Source organism: Pseudoalteromonas sp. B160, assembly GCF_037162485.1.
GTDB lineage: Bacteria > Pseudomonadota > Gammaproteobacteria > Enterobacterales > Alteromonadaceae > Pseudoalteromonas > Pseudoalteromonas rhizosphaerae.
This window is the reverse complement of record NZ_JARLUX010000001.1, coordinates 1827599-1849180: the sequence shown is the minus strand read 5'-3', so window position 1 is coordinate 1849180 and position 21582 is coordinate 1827599. Positions and strand designations below refer to the sequence as shown.

Genomic DNA, 21582 nt, shown 5'->3' with positions numbered 1-21582 from the left:
CTTAAAGATCAGTGGGCTTACCAATATAAGCTCCGTAGCAAAAGCCCGCTTTAACTTGCCATGCTTTATATTTACCTGTGACTTTAATCCCTATAAATGGGCTTAATAGATCGATACGACGCGCACCAATAAACACCAACCAACAAATAATGAAAGTGAGGCTGAGTATAAGTAATGGCTCTACAAAGCCACCTAATTGCAGCTTCGACAAATAAAAGGCAAGGCCAATAATTACACTTTGATGTAATAGATAAAACGGAAATACGGCTGAGTTTAATAACGCTAATTTAGGGTGTTCGTGATTCAAAAAGCGTTTTGCTAATGCCAGCATTAACATCACACCCACTAATCGTTGCGCGGTATACAGCATATCCATGCTGGTAATTTGCCATTGGCTCGTAGCTGGGTTTTGCCAAATCATGTGATAACCCAGCACGACAACTAAATAACCTAAAATGAATACCACTAATAACGCCTGCCAGTGACGTAGCAGTTGGCTGTAAAATGCAGGCTGCCAAGCAAGCAAGTAACCGTAAAGTAAAAACAACGCGCCCATGGGGTATCGGAATGTATCACTCGGCCAGCTCAGTTTTAAAATACACAGCGGCAATAGCAATACAATAAAAACAATAACTAACGATCGCTCACATAAACGCGTCATTATTGCTTGCACAGTAGCATGATGAAGCAGCGGTATCATTAACACCAGCAATAAAGTAAATTGCCATAACGAACGCAAGTACCAAAGATGGTTTACATCAACATGTGGCCAAATACCTGCTTGGTAGTGATTAAATAAAGGGTTAGTTAAATCAAAGAACTGCTGGTAGAACTGCCAAAAGCTCATAGCTAAACCAACCTCTTGGCTCATTTGCGCATAAAGCTGAATCGGCACTATAAACCAAATGCCAAACAATAAAGGCAGTAATATTTTTACACTGCGCGTAATTAAAAACATATCTAAACTAAAGCGCGCAATAATAAAGCGCAGCGCTACTCCTGAAATAAACCAGATTAGTCCCATTCGCCACGGTGACAGTAACAATATGACATTTTCAACACTGCTAGACAAATACTGGCTTTTAAAATGAAATCCCCAGTTTTGGCTGTATAACATGCCGGTGTGATAAAAATTAATAAACCAAACGCAATCACCTCGTAGCCAATCAAGATCATAACGGCGCTTTGGCAGTTCATCATGCTGATTAAATACATTTAGCCATGGCTGTAATAGCGTACGTGTTGTGTTTTTAATTACTATTTTAAGTTTCATGGTAGATTTAGCTTACGACTAATTAATAACAAATATGAACAACAATCTGCGTTAAGCAATCAGAAAAGGCTGATAAAACAGTCAGTAGGGATAAACGGTGGATATCAGGGATGATAAGTTTGGTGATCTATCACTATCTTGCTAGTCTAATTATGGTCTTTTAAAGAGTAACAATAATAATGATCTCCTTAACGCATTTTCAGCGCTACCAGAGATGGTATGCGGCATTATTTTTATCTAGTTATATTTTTATCAACAATACTATAAATGCCAGCTCAAACATTATGGAAGCCCAGCGAGATGGCGAACTCCCATTTATGATCTGGGAGCCGTTTGTATGGGAATATTCCAGCGCTATTGGCACCTTGTTGTTGTTTCCCGCTTTAGTTAGGCTATTAAAACCCAGCCTTTTAATTGGCAAAAAATCCCCCGCTCATTACTGCTATATCTGCTGGCAAGCATTGCTTTTTCGTTATTGCATATTGGCATTATGGTCACCATTCGCAAGCTCATTTACACCGTACAAGGCATGTATTATGACTTTGGTTTGGTCTGGTTTGAATTACTTTATGAATACCGCAAAGACTTGTGGGGGTTCTTATTTTTAATTGCTGTTATTAAAACCTATCAATATGTAGTGAGCCAATTAAGTGGTGAAGCAGCACCGATCAGACAAGGCGAAGATACGCCTGAAAATTTAAATTTCGATAGACTACTGGTAAAAAAACTGGGAAAAGAATTTATTGTCCGCGTAGCACAAATAGACTGGCTTGAATCTAGCGGTAATTATGTAAATCTACATATTGATGCAAGAATTTACCCGTTACGTGCAACTATGAGCCAACTTATAACTCAGTTAGAACCGCAAGGGTTTTGCCGTATTCATCGCTCCCATGGCGTTCGGTTAGATGCGATTGAATCAATCACGCCACTACCGAGCGGAGACAGTGAAGTAAAACTTACAACCGGCAAAGTACTTAACTTATCGCGTCGCTATAAAGAGCAATTTAAGGGACAGTTAAATTCAACTACAAGTCATTCTTAACTCACGCTATGTTAAGCTAGCCTGATTTAAGTTAACCGCATTTATATTTTCGGAGTAGTTTAGTACGTGTCTTTAAATCGATTTATCCGCATTCTGCCATTGATTGTTATTTTATCCGGTTGTGAAACCACACCCGAAAAACCATCTTCACAACCTGATATTAAGGCTAACCCAAATATTGTTGTTAAAGAACAAAACGAAAATATTGAGCAAATAGCTCCCTTAAGTCCTCAGGAACTCGATGATGTGTGGCAACGCATCCGAGCGCAGCTTACATTTTCCAATTCTAGCCACCCAGATGTGCAACAACGCATTGCATGGTATTTATCTCACCCAAACTATATGGATGAAATTAGTCGCCGTGCTGAGCCTTACCTTTATTATATTGTCACAGAGGTTGAAAAACGGAACTTACCCATAGAATTAGCGTTAATGCCGCTAATTGAAAGTGACTTTGATGCCAGTGCCTATTCGCACAAGCATGCATCTGGGCTTTGGCAATTAACGCCTGCCATTGCTAAGTACTTTAAGGTAAAAATTAGCCCTTGGTACGATGGCCGCCAAGATGTGATCGACAGTACCCGCGCTGCTCTGGATTTTATGGAGTACTTATACAAACGCTTTGATGGTGATTGGTATCACGCTATAGCAGCCTATAACTTAGGTGAAGGCCGTGTACTTAGAGCGATCAGCAACAATAAAAAGCAAGGTAAACCAACTGACTTTTTCAGTTTAAAACTCCCTCAGCAAACCAGTCAGTATGTACCTAAACTACTTGCTGCGGCACAATTATTAAAAAGCCAAAAAATGGCGTTCCCTGCAATAGCAAATAAAGATGCAATTGCCAAAATAGCCATTTCTGGCTCAGTTATTTTAGATAATAAAGCCCAATGGCAACAGTTAGAGCCCTTAAACTACGGGGTCATTCGCTTTCCGGCGATTATTGATGCACCGCATCTCGTCGTTCCTGCTAGTGAGCAAAAGCAATTTGAGACTATGATTGCTGATCAAGATTCTAACGACTACAGCCAATGGCAACATTATACAGTTAAGCGTGGCGATAGTTTGAGCGTGATCGCTAAGCGCTACAAAGTAACTTTAAGCCAACTAAAAGCATTTAATAATTTGAAAAATAGTACCATACGTATTGGTCAAAAATTAGTGCTACCGCAGTTAGCCGATACGCAAATAGAGCATAAGGTTAAATCTGGCGAAAGCTTGTGGAAAATAGCCAACCATTACAAAGTCAGCATCACTAAGCTAAAACAATGGAACAGCCTTTCAAGCGATCGCTTAAAAGTAGGCGATAAGCTAACCGTATTTTTATCAGCAAGTTAATAACATGAACGCTGGATAATAAGCCTATCTTCAGCGGCTATATGCAATGCTAACTGTGTTAGGCCTGAATAATTAAAGGGCTGCAATCATGCAGCCCTCTGCAAACAGTGATTAATCATCAGCTTGTGATTTAGTGTGGTACCAATTTACTGTGCGGGTCAGCATCATAATCAAACTCAGTACCACAAATACCAATCGTGTTAAGTTACTGACCATTTATAGCGACAGATAAATACAGTGATAACTAGGCGTAAATTTTGACATATAGTTGTTCTACTTGAAAAAATTATAACGCAGTTAGCGCTTTATTTAGCTCGCTAGAATGGTTAAATATTTAAGTCGATTGGTATAAGTATCCATACTCAAATTGCTCTAAAGGTAGATTCCCTGGGATGTGAAGGAGCGTTTGTTTGATAAATAGGGATACACATGCCGTGGAGCATAGGGATTGCAAGAACGGCCACTACTGAGTTCACCATGGGGTCTTGGCTTGGTGTTTTCATTTTATTCCAGACGTAAAAAAGCCGCTTCATTTCTGAAGCGGCTTTCTCAATTTGGAGCTTGGTGATGTCATAGTGCCCACAGCGGTAGAGAGCCACATAGCAAATGTATAGGTCGGCATTAGGCGCTTATTCTTTTCCTTTTACCTGATGCCTTTTACCTTTCACCTCGAACCTTTATTTTTACTTTATGCCAGACGTAAAAAAGCCGCTTCATTTCTGAAGCGGCTTTCTCAATTTGGAGCCTGGCAATGTCCTACTTTCACATAGCAAATGCTACACTATCATCGGCGCTGTTTCGTTTCACTACTGAGTTCGGCATGGGGTCAGGTGGGTCCAAAACGCTATTGTTACCAAGCAAATTTGGTGTTAATCGCGTTAGCAATTAACTAAAATTTGGAATTCTGATAATAAAAGTTTTCAGTAAATCTACTTTAGTCTATTAACTTCTTGCGCTATCAACTATCACATAAAACGCGTTTGGCGTTGTATGGTTAAGCCTCACGGGTAATTAGTACAAGTTAGCTTAACATATCACTATGCTTCCACATCTTGCCTATCAACGTTGTAGTCTTCAACGGCCCTTCAGAGAGCTTATAGCTCTAGTGAGAACTCATCTCGAGGCCTGCTTCGCGCTTAGATGCTTTCAGCGCTTATCAGTTCCGAACGTAGCTACCGGGCAATGCCATTGGCATGACAACCCGAACACCAGCGGTTCGTTCACTCCGGTCCTCTCGTACTAGGAGCAACCCCTCTCAATTCTCAAACGCCCACGGCAGATAGGGACCGAACTGTCTCACGACGTTCTAAACCCAGCTCGCGTACCACTTTAAATGGCGAACAGCCATACCCTTGGGACCGACTTCAGCCCCAGGATGTGATGAGCCGACATCGAGGTGCCAAACACCGCCGTCGATATGAACTCTTGGGCGGTATCAGCCTGTTATCCCCGGAGTACCTTTTATCCGTTGAGCGATGGCCCTTCCATTCAGAACCACCGGATCACTATGACCTACTTTCGTACCTGCTCGACGTGTCTGTCTCGCAGTTAAGCTGGCTTCTACCATTACACTAACCGTACGATGTCCGACCGTACTTAGCCAACCTTCGTGCTCCTCCGTTACTCTTTGGGAGGAGACCGCCCCAGTCAAACTACCCACCAGGCACTGTCCGTAACCCCGATTCAGGGGCCAACGTTAGAACATCAAAACTACAAGGGTGGTATTTCAAGGACGACTCCACAAAAACTAGCGTCTCTGCTTCTAAGTCTCCCACCTATCCTACACATGTAGGTTCAATGTTCAGTGCCAAGCTGTAGTAAAGGTTCACGGGGTCTTTCCGTCTAGCCGCGGGTACACAGCATCTTCACTGCGATTTCAATTTCACTGAGTCTCGGGTGGAGACAGCGTGGCCATGGTTACACCATTCGTGCAGGTCGGAACTTACCCGACAAGGAATTTCGCTACCTTAGGACCGTTATAGTTACGGCCGCCGTTTACCGGGGCTTCGATCAAGAGCTTCTCCGAAGATAACCCCATCAATTAACCTTCCGGCACCGGGCAGGTGTCACACCGTATACGTCATCTTGCGATTTTGCACAGTGCTGTGTTTTTAATAAACAGTCCCAGCCACCTGGTCACTGCGGCTCCAATCAGCTTAGAGAGCAAGTCTCATCACCAATCGGAGCGTACCTTCTCCCGAAGTTACGGTACGATTTTGCCTAGTTCCTTCACCCGAGTTCTCTCAAGCGCCTTAGTATTCTCTACCTGACCACCTGTGTCGGTTTGGGGTACGATTCGGTATAATCTGAAGCTTAGAGGCTTTTCCTGGAAGTATGGCATCAGCAACTTCATCACCTTAGTGACTCGTCTCGTGTCTCAGCCTAACAGCAACCCGGATTTACCTAAGTCACTAGCCTACTCACTTTCACATGGACTACCAACGCCATGCTTGCTTAGCCTGCTCCGTCCCCCCATCGCAATTATACCAAGTACGGAAATATTAATCCGTTTCCCATCGACTACGCCTTTCGGCCTCGCCTTAGGGGTCGACTTACCCTACCCTGATTAACATGGGATAGGAACCCTTGGTCTTCCGGCGTGCGGGTTTTTCACCCGCATTATCGTTACTCATGTCAGCATTCGCACTTCTGATACGTCCAGCATACCTCCCGGTACACCTTCAACCGCTTACAGAACGCTCCCCTACCACTCAGAATAAATTCTGAATCCGCAGCTTCGGTGCATAGTTTAGCCCCGTTACATCTTCCGCGCAGACCGACTCGACCAGTGAGCTATTACGCTTTCTTTAAAGGATGGCTGCTTCTAAGCCAACCTCCTGGCTGTCTGGGCCTTTCCACATCGTTTCCCACTTAACTATGACTTTGGGACCTTAGCTGGCGGTCTGGGTTGTTTCCCTCTTCACGACGGACGTTAGCACCCGCCGTGTGTCTCCCGGATATTACTTTACGGTATTCGGAGTTTGCAAAGGGTTGGTAAGTCGGGATGACCCCCTAGCCTTAACAGTGCTCTACCCCCGTAAGTATTCGTCCGAGGCTCTACCTAAATAGATTTCGGGGAGAACCAGCTATCTCCGGTTTGATTAGCCTTTCACTCCTAGCCACAGGTCATCCCCTAACTTTTCAACGTTAGTGGGTTCGGTCCTCCAGTTGATGTTACTCAACCTTCAACCTGCCCATGGCTAGATCACCGGGTTTCGGGTCTATACCTTGCAACTAGTCGCCCAGTTAAGACTCGGTTTCCCTACGGCTACCCTATTCGGTTAACCTCGCTACAAAATATAAGTCGCTGACCCATTATACAAAAGGTACGCAGTCACCCAACAAGTGGGCTCCTACTGCTTGTACGTACACGGTTTCAGGTTCTATTTCACTCCCCTCACAGGGGTTCTTTTCGCCTTTCCCTCACGGTACTGGTTCACTATCGGTCAGTTGGGAGTATTTAGCCTTAGATGATGGTCCACCTATATTCAGTCAAAGTTTCACGTGCTCCGACCTACTCGATTTCACTTAAAAGGGATTTTCATGTACGGGACTATCACCCTGTATCGTGGCACTTTCCAGAGCCTTCCATTAACACCAATTAAGCTTAAGGGCTGTTCCGATTTCGCTCGCCGCTACTTTCGGAATCTCGGTTGATTTCTTTTCCTACGGGTACTTAGATGTTTCAGTTCTCCGCGTTCGCCTCGTTAACCTATGTATTCAGTTAACGATACCTGCAAGCAGGTGGGTTTCCCCATTCGGAAATCCTAGTCTCAAGTGCTTTTTACTAGCTTGACTAGGCTTATCGCAAGTTAATACGTCCTTCATCGCCTCCAACTGCCAAGGCATCCACCGTGTACGCTTAGTCACTTAACCATACAACCCAAACGGGTCTTTGTTTCGTGACAGTTTAACTTCGCCAGAAGTTAATATTGAATACTAAAGTAGATACCAATCAACAAACGTAAACGTTCATTAAATGGCACTGAATGATACTGCTATCATTCTTTTTTACTTTTGAAAACTCTGTACAAATACACTGTATTTATACGAATTTTATTATCAGCTTTTCCAAATTTTTAAAGAGCATATTAATTAGTTATCCCAAAGGGATACGCACTAATTAACAATCATCTGTGTGGACACTACGAACAAATAAGTTCTAAATCGTATAAGGAGGTGATCCAGCCCCAGGTTCCCCTAGGGCTACCTTGTTACGACTTCACCCCAGTCATGAATCACTCCGTGGTAAACGTCCTCCCGAGGGTTAGACTATCTACTTCTGGAGCAACCCACTCCCATGGTGTGACGGGCGGTGTGTACAAGGCCCGGGAACGTATTCACCGCGTCATTCTGATACGCGATTACTAGCGATTCCGACTTCATGGAGTCGAGTTGCAGACTCCAATCCGGACTACGACGCACTTTAAGTGATTCGCTTACTCTCGCGAGTTCGCAGCACTCTGTATGCGCCATTGTAGCACGTGTGTAGCCCTACACGTAAGGGCCATGATGACTTGACGTCGTCCCCACCTTCCTCCGGTTTATCACCGGCAGTCTCCTTAGAGTTCTCAGCATTACCTGCTAGCAACTAAGGATAGGGGTTGCGCTCGTTGCGGGACTTAACCCAACATCTCACAACACGAGCTGACGACAGCCATGCAGCACCTGTATCAGAGTTCCCGAAGGCACCAAACTATCTCTAGTAAGTTCTCTGTATGTCAAGTGTAGGTAAGGTTCTTCGCGTTGCATCGAATTAAACCACATGCTCCACCGCTTGTGCGGGCCCCCGTCAATTCATTTGAGTTTTAACCTTGCGGCCGTACTCCCCAGGCGGTCTACTTAATGCGTTAGCTTTGAAAAACAGAACCGAGGCTCCGAGCTTCTAGTAGACATCGTTTACGGCGTGGACTACCAGGGTATCTAATCCTGTTTGCTCCCCACGCTTTCGTACATGAGCGTCAGTGTTGACCCAGGTGGCTGCCTTCGCCATCGGTATTCCTTCAGATCTCTACGCATTTCACCGCTACACCTGAAATTCTACCACCCTCTATCACACTCTAGTTTGCCAGTTCGAAATGCAGTTCCCAGGTTGAGCCCGGGCTTTCACATCTCGCTTAACAAACCGCCTGCGTACGCTTTACGCCCAGTAATTCCGATTAACGCTCGCACCCTCCGTATTACCGCGGCTGCTGGCACGGAGTTAGCCGGTGCTTCTTCTGTAAGTAACGTCACAGATAGCCTCTATTAAAGACTACCCTTTCCTCCTTACTGAAAGTGCTTTACAACCCGAAGGCCTTCTTCACACACGCGGCATGGCTGCATCAGGCTTGCGCCCATTGTGCAATATTCCCCACTGCTGCCTCCCGTAGGAGTCTGGGCCGTGTCTCAGTCCCAGTGTGGCTGATCATCCTCTCAAACCAGCTAGGGATCGTCGCCTTGGTAAGCCATTACCTTACCAACTAGCTAATCCCACTTGGGCTAATCTTTTGGCGTGAGGCCCGAAGGTCCCCCACTTTGGTCCGTAGACATTATGCGGTATTAGCAGTCGTTTCCAACTGTTGTCCCCCACCAAAAGGCATATTCCCAAGCATTACTCACCCGTCCGCCGCTCGTCAGCAAAGTAGCAAGCTACTTTCTGTTACCGCTCGACTTGCATGTGTTAGGCCTGCCGCCAGCGTTCAATCTGAGCCATGATCAAACTCTTCAATTAAAAGTTTTTTGCCTTTCGACAGCTCAATGAATTCTGAATTTATTTAATATCTTTCGATATTGAATTGACTGTGCCGAAGCAACTTATAAATAAGTTACTTCTGTTGGTCACTCAGTTTCAATTGAGACTCTAAATTTTTTGCCTTGCTTAGCGAACTAAGCTTGGCTGTTAGAACTCAACCTGTACGAGTGCCCACACAGATGATTGCTTTATATTGTTAAAGAACGTTTGAGTTGCCTTAGCGACTCAAGGGAAGCGAATCTTACGCTTTCCTATTTTTTTGTCAACACTTAATTTTTAGTTTCTTAATAAAAGATTTCAAAGCTAAGTTTTACTCGACTTACTTACCGTTTGTTCAGCGCTTTTCATTGCTGCCTGCCGGGTCAGTGGGTGCGCATTATAGGGATATTCTTGAGGCCGTCAACGCTTTATTTCAGTTTTATTAAATTAATTAACTATTTGCTCAAAAGGCATACAAACAAGGCGTTACAGCGTTATTTTCGCTTAAATTTTCAGCTATGAGAGCAAACCAAGCTGCGCATACAGACCTGATCCATCTCATAGCTAAATAGCAATTATTAAACTGTTGCACTGTTATCTTTTTTAATTGGATTAAATGCGGCTATCGGATTGATTAATTTTCCTTCAAATTTAAGATTTTTTGCCGGATCTGCCAAATCTATCATTTGCTGATTATTACTTAACTGTAATCGGTTTAAACACGACAAGGTAAAATCAGCACTAAATAGATCATACTTGATAAACTTATCTTTTAGTTCTGGGTGTGATTGTTGATAACTAATTACACACTCTGCAACTTGTTGCCAAAAGGCCTGTTCTGAATAGTCGTTTTGCTGGTCAAGAATATCGGCCACGAACCTAAAGAAACAATCAAACACATCAGTAAAAATTGACAGCACCTTTAATTCATCGGGCACATCGACTGTTAAACGTTGAATATTATCTGCTAGTACTAAATCTTTATTTAGAATAGCGATCTCTTCGGCAATATCTTTCATGATTGCTTTGGCTGGAATATTGTCCTCAAGTAATAGAATCAAGTTTTCACCATGAGGCATAAAGACTAAGTCATGGGAGTAAAAACAATGAAGGAGTGGATCTAAGTATGATTTTAAATATTTAGCAATCCAAGTATGAGTATCAATCTGCGCCGATTTAATTAAAGCAGGTAATAATGCTTGGCCTTGATTATCGATATGCAGCAGCGACGCCATGGTCATTAAGCGTTGGTTGCTCTTGATGCTTGGCATTGGGCTCTCACGCCAAAGTGCAGAGAGCATTTTTCGATATGGACTGTAATGATCGGTTGCGGCCTCTAAAGCGTGATTATAATAACCAATAGCAGCCACCTCTCGTAGTATCGTAAATCCTGAGTCAGCTAAATATGGATCTTGTGATACAACCTGCGCCACCCAATCATTAATAGCCGGTGTTGCACTCATATAATAAGGCGATAAACCACGCATGAATCCCATATTCAAAATTGACAGTGCGGTCTTAACATAACGTTTATGAGGATGTGTTTTATTGAAAAAAGTACGAATAGACTGCTGCGGCTGATATTCATCTTCACTGTATCCTAAGCAAACCAAATGCTGATCAGCAATATCGTTAGAGAATAACGACGCGAGTTTATTAAACCACTGCCAAGGATGAACGGGGAAAAAGAAGTAATCGTCACTATTTACTCCACGCGCTAATAGCTTTTGCTTAAATGACTCTATGGTGTGCGTCGATAGCTCTTGCGTTATGAGTGTTTGATAATCTAAATCATCGGTGGTCGAAAACACCACTCTATCTTTATGCGCACCTAGCCAAACCAGCTGTAAGTGCGCGCCAGTCTCTGGTGCGTATTGGCGATAATCATTGGTATCAAACCCTATTCGACCATTGTTTGCTATAAAGCAAGGATGACCTTCCGTCATCGCACTCTCTACCTGTTGAAAATCCGCAGTGGTGAGCTGCTCAGCAGTCAATGCTGGCAGCTGATGCTTATAAGCACTGCCATATAAAGTACTGGCTATTTCTTCTAAATAAGTAGGCAGCATAGCTTGGCTGATACCTAAACTATGTTGTAACTCACAAATAAAGGCGATTGAATCGAGCTCGGCTACTTGGTTATCTATTTGTTTTTCAATTGAGTCTGCTGCTATATGCCAGTGATTCAAATACCCCAGCTTGGCTTTAAAGCGATAAACAATGGTTTCTTTGTCTGTACTGAGCTCAAAATATTGCCAATCTGCATCTTCATTGGTCAATTGCGGTTTTATCAGCCGCTCATGAGCAAACTCACTCAAAGCTTTGCGAACATGTAACCTATTTACATGCCGCCATAGCTGTGGCGTTAAATGACTGACGGCTTGCTCTGGGCTCAGGGGAATGTGCTTCATAGTATTATCCTTATTTAATGCGTGATAAAAGTTATCACGCGTGCAAAATGCGAGATGTGCGGTTTTATGAGTTAACCTAACCGCAGATTGATAACGAAAGCCGGCTTTAGTATTCAAACAATGAATTTTGTTATTGCGAATATCGGGTTCAACAATAACGCGCTGATTTTTGTCATTAGCAAAAATGAAATTCATCACCAGTTGAAACACCGACCAAGTAAAGCCATGCACCTTGTTATTGCTTTGGGCAATCAGAATGTGCATGCCAATATCACCTGCTTTGACGGGGTAATGATTACCTATTTCATCTAATAGAGGGTCATATAACTCAACTAAAAAACACGCGCTATTGTTTGCGTAGCCGATATAAATATCACTATGTGCTAACAGGCTTTGATATTCTTGCTGTAACTGCTCAATGGTAAATTCCTGCATGCCCCAAAACTGTGCATGAGGCTGAGTAACCCACTGGTGAATTAACGCGAGATCTTGTGCTAGGCTAAATGGCCTTAAGCTAAGCTCTGCTATATTAGTAAACTGCTGACAAAAAACAGCTGCTGTAATGGACATTATTGAGCCCTCGTGGTGGATGCCAGATTGGCGCAAGGAGTATGGCGTCGACTTTGCTTGCTCAGTAGCCATAAACAACAAGCAGATATAGCGAGCCCACCAGCGGCGACCCAAAAAGGTATTACTAAACCAGAGCTTTTAACCAGCAAACCCGCGCAGTAAGAAGCTAAAAGTACACCTAAGCTTTGGCAAAAACTGACTTTACTAAAATCTTCAGCGTACTTGTCTGGCGTACTCACTTGGTAAAGCAGCAGATCAAGACGCACAATAATAATGAATAGCGATAGACCGAACAGGCAGCGTCCTGCGATCACTACTAAGTAAAGAGGGCTGGCTTGTAATGCAACGCCTGTAATGATCAACATAAAGACAACTAATAAGTTGATGGGGTTGCGATTTGTTTGCTGCCGCCACTGATTAAAGCACAGCGCAAGCAATGCCATAAAAGCAGGGATAGAAAACACCATACTCGCGAGGACGATACTGGAGGTGTCGCTAATACTTTGCCAATATGCCGCAAAAAAAGGCCGGATCAAAAAAGCACTAAAGTAAAAGCACAACATAACAATGCCAAGTTGATATACAGGCCAACGACTTGATGAAGTGATTGATGTTTTTGCTACTGGAGGCGACTGATTTTTACTAGGCGCTAATCTTATGAGATAGGCGCACACAAAAACCTGAGTAAAATCGCTTAGAGCCATTATTAAAAATGCGGCTTTGCCAGGAAGAGCCGATAACACAAAGCCACCAGCAAGTGCGCCAAGTATGGCGCCAAAGTGCACCACAACACTAAGCATTGCAATCGTCGCAACGTGATTTGTTTTCGCTTCCAAGCTCATTAAGTATGGATAAACCAGTAAATAGCTGGCTTTAAAAGCAAACATAGCCATGGAGGAAAACCAAAACCAATTTAAGTCGCTAGCAAAAAAGCTACTGACACTAAATACACCCGCAGCAATTTGGCTATAAACCAATAAAGGTAGCACATTAATGTATTTACTAATGAAGGCCCAAATAGGAAAACAGACCATGACAACAAAGCAGCTGGCAGCAATGTAAGTGCCAACATAGGCAGGGTCACTTATATTAAATACCGCACTAAAGAAAGTAGGATAAAACGGCAATAACATTGAATCACTGAGCACTGCAAATACCGTTACCGCGATCAACAAAACTTTAAACTGCTTACTCATGCGCGAAACTGCTCTACTTCGTCGCTTAACTCATAATTGGGCGCAGCAAACTCCTGAAAAGCTATTTTACGTTCTATTGGATAATATTCATGTCCGGTGATCGCACGAATAATACAAGAGTTGCGATAACATGCCATGCCTAAATCAGGAGTCACAAAACCATGGGTGTGTTGCTCTGTATTTTGTACAAAAATACGTTGATGCTGCTTGTCTATTGAGTAATTACGAGCAACTTGATAAAGCCCCGCGTCGTCACTATCAATGCAATGACTGATCCCAGCTAAAAAGCTCGGTTGGTAAGACTGATAACCCGTTGCAAAAATAACGCTTTGGGTGTTTAGTGAATAACCTTGCTGCTGTTCAGTTTGCTCTAAGCTAAGTTCAAAACCCTGCTGGTGGCTCAGGTAGGTCATATCAATCAATGCCGAGTTTGTGTGCAAGCTTACTGGCAATTTAGCTGTTAGCCGTTTGCTATAAAGCAAATCAAAAATATTGTTGATCAATTCGCTATTAATACCTTTATAGAGATTATGCTGACGACGATTTAACTGCTGGCGTTTTTGTTCTGGTAATTGATAAAAATAATCAACGTATTCTGGTGAGGTCATTTCTAACGTTAATTTAGTGTATTCGAGCGGATAAAACCGTGAAGAACGAGTAAGCCAATTTAGTTGATAATCATGCTGATCAATCTCTTGTAATAAATCATAAAAAATCTCAGCGGCACTTTGCCCGCTACCAATAATGCTGATCGACTGTTTTTGCTGTAATTGACTTTTATTGGCTAAGTAGTTGCTAGAATGAATAACCCCCTCTTGCAACTTAAATGCTTGAGCACATTGAGGATGACGTGGCACCGGCTCGGTGCCTAACACTAAATGTTTAGCTAGATACACTTGTTCTGCTGTTTGTACTATATAAATATCTTCGTCTTGGCTGTACTCAACATGCAGAACCTCTGAATTAAAACGTATATTAGGCAGCTGCTTTGTTGCCCACTGGCAATACTGATTATATTCTTGGCGAAGTAAGAAAAAGTTTTCTCTAATATAAAAAGAATACAGTCGACCTTGCTGCTTTATATAGTTTAAAAAGCTATAAGGGCTAGTAGGGTCAGCAAGCGTTACCAAGTCAGACATAAAGGGGGTTTGTAAACTTACCTCAGGAAGCATCATGCCTGGATGCCAATTAAACTCAGCTTTTTTATCTAAAAAGAGGCTGCTGACTCCTTCAAGTGGCGCAGTTAAACATGCCAGACTTAAATTAAATGGCCCTAAACCAATACCAATAACATCATAAATGGACTTATCCATAGCTAACTTCCTCCAGTGCAAGACTTAAAGGAGCATGTTCGTTCGCTAAATCACTTGCTAAGTATTGATAACCATATTGCTTTATAAGCCTTACAACTTGCTGGATATCATTGATAGTGGTGGCACAGTTCAGTAAGGTGAACTTTAAATATTGTTTATCTGCTACCTTAGTTGCCGCGATCAACGCCTCACCTTGGCGAGATAACTGTTTACGAATATATTTATTTACGGCGTCCAATTCACTATCTGTAGCACCGCTATCGCCAACAAAACGAAATACCAGTGTACTTAACTGCGGCTGATGAATAATTTCAATATCTGCTTCAGAGGCTAATAACAAATAACCTTGTCGTGCTAAATGCATCACTTGTTCAAATGCTACACCTAAGTTTTGAGCTCCTACCGTACGCAGTGAAAACCACAACTTTAACGCATCAAAACGTCGTGTGGTTTGAATGCTCTTATTGCATAGATCTGGCGTTCCCGCTTGTTGCTGACTTAATGGGTTTAAATATTCGGCATGATAAGTAACAACTGATAGATGTTGCTTATCTTTTACAAAAAAGCACTGCAGCTAACAGGCTGAAAAAATGACTTATGGTAATCAATAGTGACCGAATCTGCGCATTCAATACCCGCTAACTTGTGTTTATTATTGGGCGTTATTAATAAGCCCCCGCCATAAGCAGCATCAACATGAAGCCACGCACCACAGCGCTTAGCTATTTCAGCTATCTGCGTTAATGGATCGATACTACCAAAATCAGTTGTTCCAGCTGTTGCAACGATGGCCATAACGATATCGCCTTGTTGCTGACAGTCTTCGATTGCCTGATTTAAAGCGGTCATATCCATTCTAAAATATTCATCACACGGAACGCTTACAACAGCATCGTAACCAAGTCCTAAAATTGCGGCGGCTTTTTGAATACTAAAATGGCTAACTTTTGAGGTGAAAATTTTTAGTCGTTTAAAGTCGTGTGGTAAACCTTGCTGTTTATTAGTATGCCCTGCATATAACTGGCACTGAAAATCACGAGCTAACAACATCGCCATCAAATTAGATTGCGTACCACCACTGGTAAATACGCCATCAGCCAGCTCACCAAGCGCTAGTTTTGAGAGTGTCCAATCTACGATACTTTGTTCAATAAAAGTGGCACCACCACTTTGATCCCAGGTCTCTACAGCAGTATTAATCGAAGTAGCGAGCAATTCAGCAAGGATACTTTGATAAACAATCGGACAATTTAAATGCGCGAGATAGCGTGGATTATTAAAATAAACAGCATCTTTAAGATAAAGCTGAGCAACTTCTTCTAGTGCGTCCGGTATATCAAACAGCGGTTGATTAAGGTCAATACCAATAAATTTTTTAGCTAGCTCCTGCGGTAATATACCGCTAAATGGTTTTTGTTGTGTTGCGATTGTTTGCTCCAACAATTGCATAACCTGCTCAAGACCTATTTTAAAATTATCTATATTTTCCTTATTAAACATTGAATTAAGCATTGAACTTGCTTCATTAGTTGAAGCTTGCTGCTGTGAATCCGCCAGTAACACATTTAACTGAACCATGAGCACGATCACCTTTAATTGAAAATAATTGATAAATCTAAATGAGAATGTATACTAATCGTGTTTCCAATAGGGTGTCAATGGTTTAATTCTAGTAAAATTTAAGGAGTGATTGTGTTAAAAAAATCAATGTTTGGACTATCTGCAATATCATTATGTTTAATGAGTAACTATGGATTTGCTGCAGAAAAGCCAGCCGCAGACGACATAGAAAGTATTGAAGTATATGGAAAAAGTTATCGTTCAACAGGGACCAAATCGAGTTTGACGCCGATTGAATCGCCTATAAGTTTTGAGGTTTACGACAATAAATTACTAGAGTTACGCCAAGTAGATACCGTTAATGAAGCATTGCGCTATGTTTCTGGGATCACACCTGAAAATCGCAGTACAGTAACGATTTTTGACCAATATACGATTCGTGGTTTTGAAAGTTACCGTAATTTTTACGATGGTTTACCGCTGCAATACAACCTAGCTTATAACTTAGCTCCACAAGTAGATGCGTATGCAACACAAAGTGTCGAAATTTTAAAAGGCCCAGCATCGGTTTTATACGGATCGGCACCTCCAGGTGGCATGGTTAACCAAACAGCAAAAACGCCACAAGCATCCTCTGAGCACAATATTAGAGCCCGAATTGGTAGCAATAGCTTGGCTGAATTAGCTTTAGATAGCACAGGCGCTATTACCGACGGCGTTAATTATCGCTTTATTGCACTTGCCCGTAGCCGCGACGGCCAACAGCAAACAACCGAAGAAGAAAGAATCACCATTGCGCCCTCAGTAACTTTTGAGATAAGTGAGCAAACAAGCTTAAACCTTAACTTATATTATCAAGACGATCCTAAAATGGTGCCATCAACGCCATTACCCGCGAAAGGCACACTTTACGAAGCCAGTTACGGTAAGTTAGATGCTGATGCGTATGCTGGCGATGAAAACTGGGCTGAGTTTGCTCGTGAAGTCACTATGATCGGGTATAAATTAAATCATGAATTTTCAGATTCAATTTCGTTTTTACAAAACTTTCGTTATACCAATGCCGATGCCACGCAACAAAATAGCTATGACTTCGGCTTAGCGGATGCAGATAAAATTTTAACTCGTACTGCCTATAAAACCATTGAAGACGCGGAAGGCTTCGTGGTTGATAACCAACTCGCTGTGCAATTTGGTTTAGCGAAGACTAATCATCAGCTATTATTTGGCTTTGAATATCAAGCCCTTGATTCTACATTTGACTATGCCGATACTTTTGGTGCAAATACGCCAACACTTGATTTATCAAATCCAGATCACAGCCAGTTTAATGCAGCTACTACAGCCGCTTTAGATAGCTATCGTCAATTTAGCCGTTTAGAGCAATCTCAACGCGGTTTTTATCTTCAAGATGAGATAAAGCTCGATGCGCTGACAGTGATTGCTGGCCTTCGTTATGATAATTACTACAGTGTTACAGATGATACGAAAAGCGGTATATCTAGTAGTCAAGAAATCGATCAAAGCGATACCACTTTTCGTATGGCAGCAATTTATACCTTTGATAATAACATTGCTCCTTATGCCAGTTACTCAGAATCATTCGAGCCCACTTCGGGGGTAGATACCTTAACTGGCAAAGCATTTAAACCAACGACCGCAGAGCAAATTGAAGTCGGGATGAAATATCACAACAATGATGCAACAACTAAAGTAACCGCGGCCTTTTTTGATTTGCGCAAACAAGATGTGGTGGTTAACACTCCAGACTTTATGAAATACACACAAAATGGTGAAGTACAATCGAAGGGTTTTGAGATCAGTGTTTATCAGCAACTCACTGACACTCTTGATGTTACTGTAAATCTAACAGATATGGATGTTGAGGTAATAGATAATCCACAAAACCCGGCATTGGAAGGTAAAACACCAATTTGGGTAGCTGAGCAACAAGCCTCAATGTGGTTAAATTACTTCTTTAACGATGCACTGGAATTTAATGGCGGTGTACGTTATGTCGGTGAAAGTCAGTTAGATGCCTTAAATTCCGATACAGTACCGGGTTATACCTTGCTTGATGCTGCCGCTAGCTATCGTTTTAACGACAGCTATAAAATCGGTTTAGCCGTGAGTAACTTAACAGACAAACGTTATGTGGGTGCTTGTTTTGATATAAATGGCTGTTGGATGGGCGCTGAGCGCAGTGTTGAGCTTAGTTTAAACGCCTCATTTTAAGTATCTAAACTCGTTATGAACGCTGAACAACTCGCCCTTAGTAAGCTGTTAAATCTTGCTAAGGGCTACCACAGTGCTTTAAAAGTACCAGAACAATCAACAGATTGGCTCGATATACAATCGAGTTCATTGCTGGTTGCAAGGTTACACCAGTATTGGCAGCAGCAATACCCCGCTGCTAGGCGCAGTTATTGGGCAATCAAAAGCTGGGGAATGCTGTATTGGCAACCTGTCTATTTAGCGCTTATCAGCGTTCATGAACTTAATATGAGCTTTTCTTTGCAAAACTTTAAGCAACACTATCAGCAAGGTGTTATTGCAGGGCTGCAACTATCCACTATAAAAGCGCAGTACCATCAAAACCAGCAACAGGCAGTAACGGATATGGCTGCCCACTTGAAACGCTATGTTGTTAAGTTACTCACAGATTTAAACCTCGTTGCAAGGCTTAATGAGCGTTTGGCGATGTCCTTATTAGCTGACACGCTATTAGCAATACTACTACTTCATGCAAAGCGAAAGCCGCAGTTTAATATTCATGTAATGGCAGCGCACTGGTTGCATGCTCTCGATATCTCAGAGGCGGGGGAGTTTATTATGCTTACAGCTTGTTCAGACTCATTAGCATTAACGCGAAAAACATGTTGTTTGCATTACCAAATAGGTAATGTTGCAAAGTGCGCTAATTGCCCAAAACAACCTCAGCAAATTAAAGTTCAACGGATGCAACAGGAGTTAATAGCAGTATGTTACAGCTAAATAAAAAGCAAAAAGCGAGTATAAACTCGCTTTTCTAGCTAAAGTAAACACTACTGCGCTTACTTTTTAACTGGGCGTTTCCAACCGGTTAAGTTGCGCTGTTTTGAACGTGCGATTGCTAGCTGTTCATCTTCAACGGTGCTAGTGATCACAGAACCTGCACCAACAGTTGCTGTTGCGCCAATGTTTACCGGTGCAACAAGCGATGAGTTAGAGCCAATAAAGGCATTATCACCAATAATGGTTTTGGCTTTATTTACGCCATCGTAGTTACAGGTAATAGTACCGGCACCAATATTTACTTTTTCGCCAATTTCAGCATCGCCTAAGTAAGAAAGATGATTTGCTTTAGAGCCTTTGCCTAAACGGGTTTTTTTCATCTCAACAAAGTTACCAATATGCGAGTCTTCTTCCATAATCGCACCTGGGCGCAGACGTGCATAAGGCCCCAAAGTACACTTGTCGGCTACGCTTGCATCATCAATTAAGGTATTAGCTTTAATAATTACGTTATCGCCAATCGTACAATTTTTAAGTACGCAGTTAGGGCCAATTTCAACGTTATTACCAAGAATAACTTTACCTTCAAAAATAACGTTTACGTCAATTAATACATCTTCACCCGTTGTCACTTCGCCGCGTACATCAATGCGAGCAGGATCGGCAAGCGTTGCACCATTAAGCATTAACTGTTCGGCTTGCCACGACTGATATGCGCGTTCAAGGCCTGCAAGTTGTACGCGGTTATTTGCACCTTCAACTTCCATTGGATGATCTGGTTGTGCTGAGCTTATCTCTACACCTTCACTGTGCGCCATTGCGACTATATCTGTGAGGTAGTATTCACCTTGCGCGTTTTCGTTAGATAAGTTGCCTAACCAGCTTTTCAGCAGTTTACCGTTTACAGCCATAATGCCAGTGTTTACTTCGTTAATAAGTAATTGCTCTGCGCTTGCATCTTTTTGCTCAACAATACCCACTAGCTTACCATCAACACGTAACATACGGCCATAACCATTAGGGTTAGCTAAATTAACAGTAAGCACGGCTAAGCCGTTTTTAGGTGTGGCAGCGAGTAAACGCTCAAGGGTTGATTGCTTTGTCAGTGGTACGTCACCGTATAAAACCAATACAGTGTCTTCATCATTAATATGTGGGTTTGCTTGTGCCACTGCATGGCCAGTACCAAGCTGCTCAGCTTGAAGTACCCAGTTTACATCGTTGTCAGCAAGTTGTTGTTGTAATAATTCGCCGCCATGACCAAAAACTAAGTTAGTAGATGTCGCACCGAGTGCTTTAGCATTATCGATAACGTGTTGCACCATAGGTTTACCGGCAACTTTATGCAGCACCTTAGGTAGAGCAGAGCGCATACGAGTACCTTTACCCGCAGCAAGAATTACAGTAGTAAGTGACATTAAAACAATATCCTTCTTTCTTTGTTTTATTGAAATGAGTAAGCGTGTGTAAATTCAACCAAGATCACGTAAGTCACATCATGTGCACTTACTCAGCAGCAATCTAGCAGTAGCCACTGAATCTAAGCTGAAATCACAACTTGCTTTGTATTAGTTATATTGTAACGGGGATCGATGAAGGATATAAGTAAAAATAATGATAAAGAGCTGTAAAAGTAGAGTTTAGAAAAATGATAGCGTTCTAATAAGATAACAATGCAGTATATTTCAAGCACAAAAAAGCCCACATAAAGTGGGCTTTTTGAAAACCAGATAGGCTTACTTTTTACGTAATTGCTGAATAACGCGTAGCTGTGCAATTGCTTCTGCAAGTTGTACTGCTGCTTGTTGATAATCTAATTCAGCGGCTGAAGAATTCGCCATTTGCGCTTCAGCTTCACGTTTAGCTGCTTCTGTTGCTTGTTCGTCAAGGTCTTCACCACGAACCGCTACATCAGCCAAAATAGTCACTATGTTCGGTTGCACTTCTAGAGTACCACCAGCAACATACATTACTTCTTCGTGACCAAATTGCTTTACTAAACGTACCATACCAGGTTTAAGGGCAGTCAATAGTGGCGCATGTCCTGGGTTTACACCTAGTTCACCTTCACTACCGCTTACTTGAATCGATTCAACCAGACCAGAGAATAACTTCCGCTCTGCGCTTACTACGTCAAGATGTACAGTCATAGCTGCCATACTACCCTCC

At 42.3% G+C, this 21582-nt stretch carries 9 protein-coding genes, 3 rRNA genes and 2 pseudogenes; 4 read left to right on the top strand and 10 right to left on the bottom strand.

The window, feature by feature from the left end; all coding sequences use genetic code 11:
• Position 1 precedes the first annotated feature (1 nt).
• Positions 2 to 1273 (bottom strand): acyltransferase, encoded by a 1272-nt coding sequence (locus P4S61_RS08645; protein WP_337118126.1) that lies wholly within the window; start codon positions 1271 to 1273, stop codon positions 2 to 4.
• Between the two features lie 182 nt (positions 1274 to 1455).
• On the opposite strand from P4S61_RS08645, the pseudogene P4S61_RS08640 reads away from it, so the two are divergent.
• Both P4S61_RS08640 and P4S61_RS08635 read left to right on the top strand, forming a co-directional pair.
• Positions 1456 to 2318 (top strand): annotated as a pseudogene (locus P4S61_RS08640) (LytR/AlgR family response regulator transcription factor).
• A 66-nt stretch (positions 2319 to 2384) separates the two neighbouring features.
• Complete coding sequence (locus tag P4S61_RS08635) at positions 2385 to 3656, top strand: LysM peptidoglycan-binding domain-containing protein (protein ID WP_182757849.1); 1272 nt, start codon at positions 2385 to 2387, stop codon at positions 3654 to 3656.
• Between the two features lie 743 nt (positions 3657 to 4399).
• Here P4S61_RS08635 and rrf read toward each other — a convergent pair.
• From rrf to P4S61_RS08600, 7 genes and pseudogenes are all read right to left on the bottom strand, one after another.
• Positions 4400 to 4514, bottom strand: a 5S ribosomal RNA gene (gene rrf / locus P4S61_RS08630).
• 132 nt (positions 4515 to 4646) lie between these two features.
• Positions 4647 to 7532, bottom strand: a 23S ribosomal RNA gene (locus P4S61_RS08625).
• 296 nt (positions 7533 to 7828) lie between these two features.
• A 16S ribosomal RNA gene (locus tag P4S61_RS08620) occupies positions 7829 to 9369 on the bottom strand.
• The 16S, 23S and 5S rRNA genes sit together here, the layout of an rRNA operon.
• A gap of 578 nt (positions 9370 to 9947) precedes the next feature.
• Positions 9948 to 12350, bottom strand: a complete 2403-nt coding sequence (locus P4S61_RS08615) for a GNAT family N-acetyltransferase (RefSeq protein ID WP_337118125.1) — start codon at positions 12348 to 12350, stop codon at positions 9948 to 9950.
• Positions 12350 to 13546: an MFS transporter gene (locus P4S61_RS08610; RefSeq protein WP_337118124.1), complete on the bottom strand. Its 1197-nt coding sequence runs from the start codon at positions 13544 to 13546 to the stop codon at positions 12350 to 12352. The genes P4S61_RS08615 and P4S61_RS08610 overlap by 1 nt, the downstream gene beginning before the upstream one ends.
• The gene (locus P4S61_RS08605; RefSeq protein WP_337118123.1) at positions 13543 to 14859 is read right to left on the bottom strand and encodes a lysine N(6)-hydroxylase/L-ornithine N(5)-oxygenase family protein; all 1317 of its coding nucleotides are present in this window, start codon (positions 14857 to 14859) and stop codon (positions 13543 to 13545) included. The genes P4S61_RS08610 and P4S61_RS08605 overlap by 4 nt, the downstream gene beginning before the upstream one ends.
• Positions 14852 to 16308: pseudogene (locus P4S61_RS08600) on the bottom strand (pyridoxal phosphate-dependent decarboxylase family protein). Before P4S61_RS08600 ends, P4S61_RS08605 begins: the two are co-directional and overlap by 8 nt.
• 258 nt (positions 16309 to 16566) lie before the next feature.
• Here P4S61_RS08600 and P4S61_RS08595 point away from each other — a divergent pair.
• Both P4S61_RS08595 and P4S61_RS08590 read left to right on the top strand, forming a co-directional pair.
• The gene (locus P4S61_RS08595) at positions 16567 to 18654 is read left to right on the top strand and encodes a TonB-dependent siderophore receptor (protein WP_182759108.1); all 2088 of its coding nucleotides are present in this window, start codon (positions 16567 to 16569) and stop codon (positions 18652 to 18654) included.
• 15 nt (positions 18655 to 18669) lie between these two features.
• A complete protein-coding gene (locus tag P4S61_RS08590; protein ID WP_337118122.1) occupies positions 18670 to 19413 on the top strand; it encodes a siderophore ferric iron reductase in 744 nt (247 codons plus the stop codon).
• Between the two features lie 59 nt (positions 19414 to 19472).
• Here P4S61_RS08590 and glmU read toward each other — a convergent pair whose 3' ends face one another.
• Entirely contained in the window at positions 19473 to 20831 is a 1359-nt protein-coding gene (gene glmU / locus P4S61_RS08585; protein ID WP_337118121.1) for a bifunctional UDP-N-acetylglucosamine diphosphorylase/glucosamine-1-phosphate N-acetyltransferase GlmU, read from the bottom strand.
• A 318-nt stretch (positions 20832 to 21149) separates the two neighbouring features.
• On the bottom strand, positions 21150 to 21572 hold the full coding sequence (locus P4S61_RS08580) for a F0F1 ATP synthase subunit epsilon (protein WP_145241679.1): 423 nt from the start codon (positions 21570 to 21572) through the stop codon (positions 21150 to 21152).
• Between the last annotated feature and the right edge of the window lie 10 nt (positions 21573 to 21582).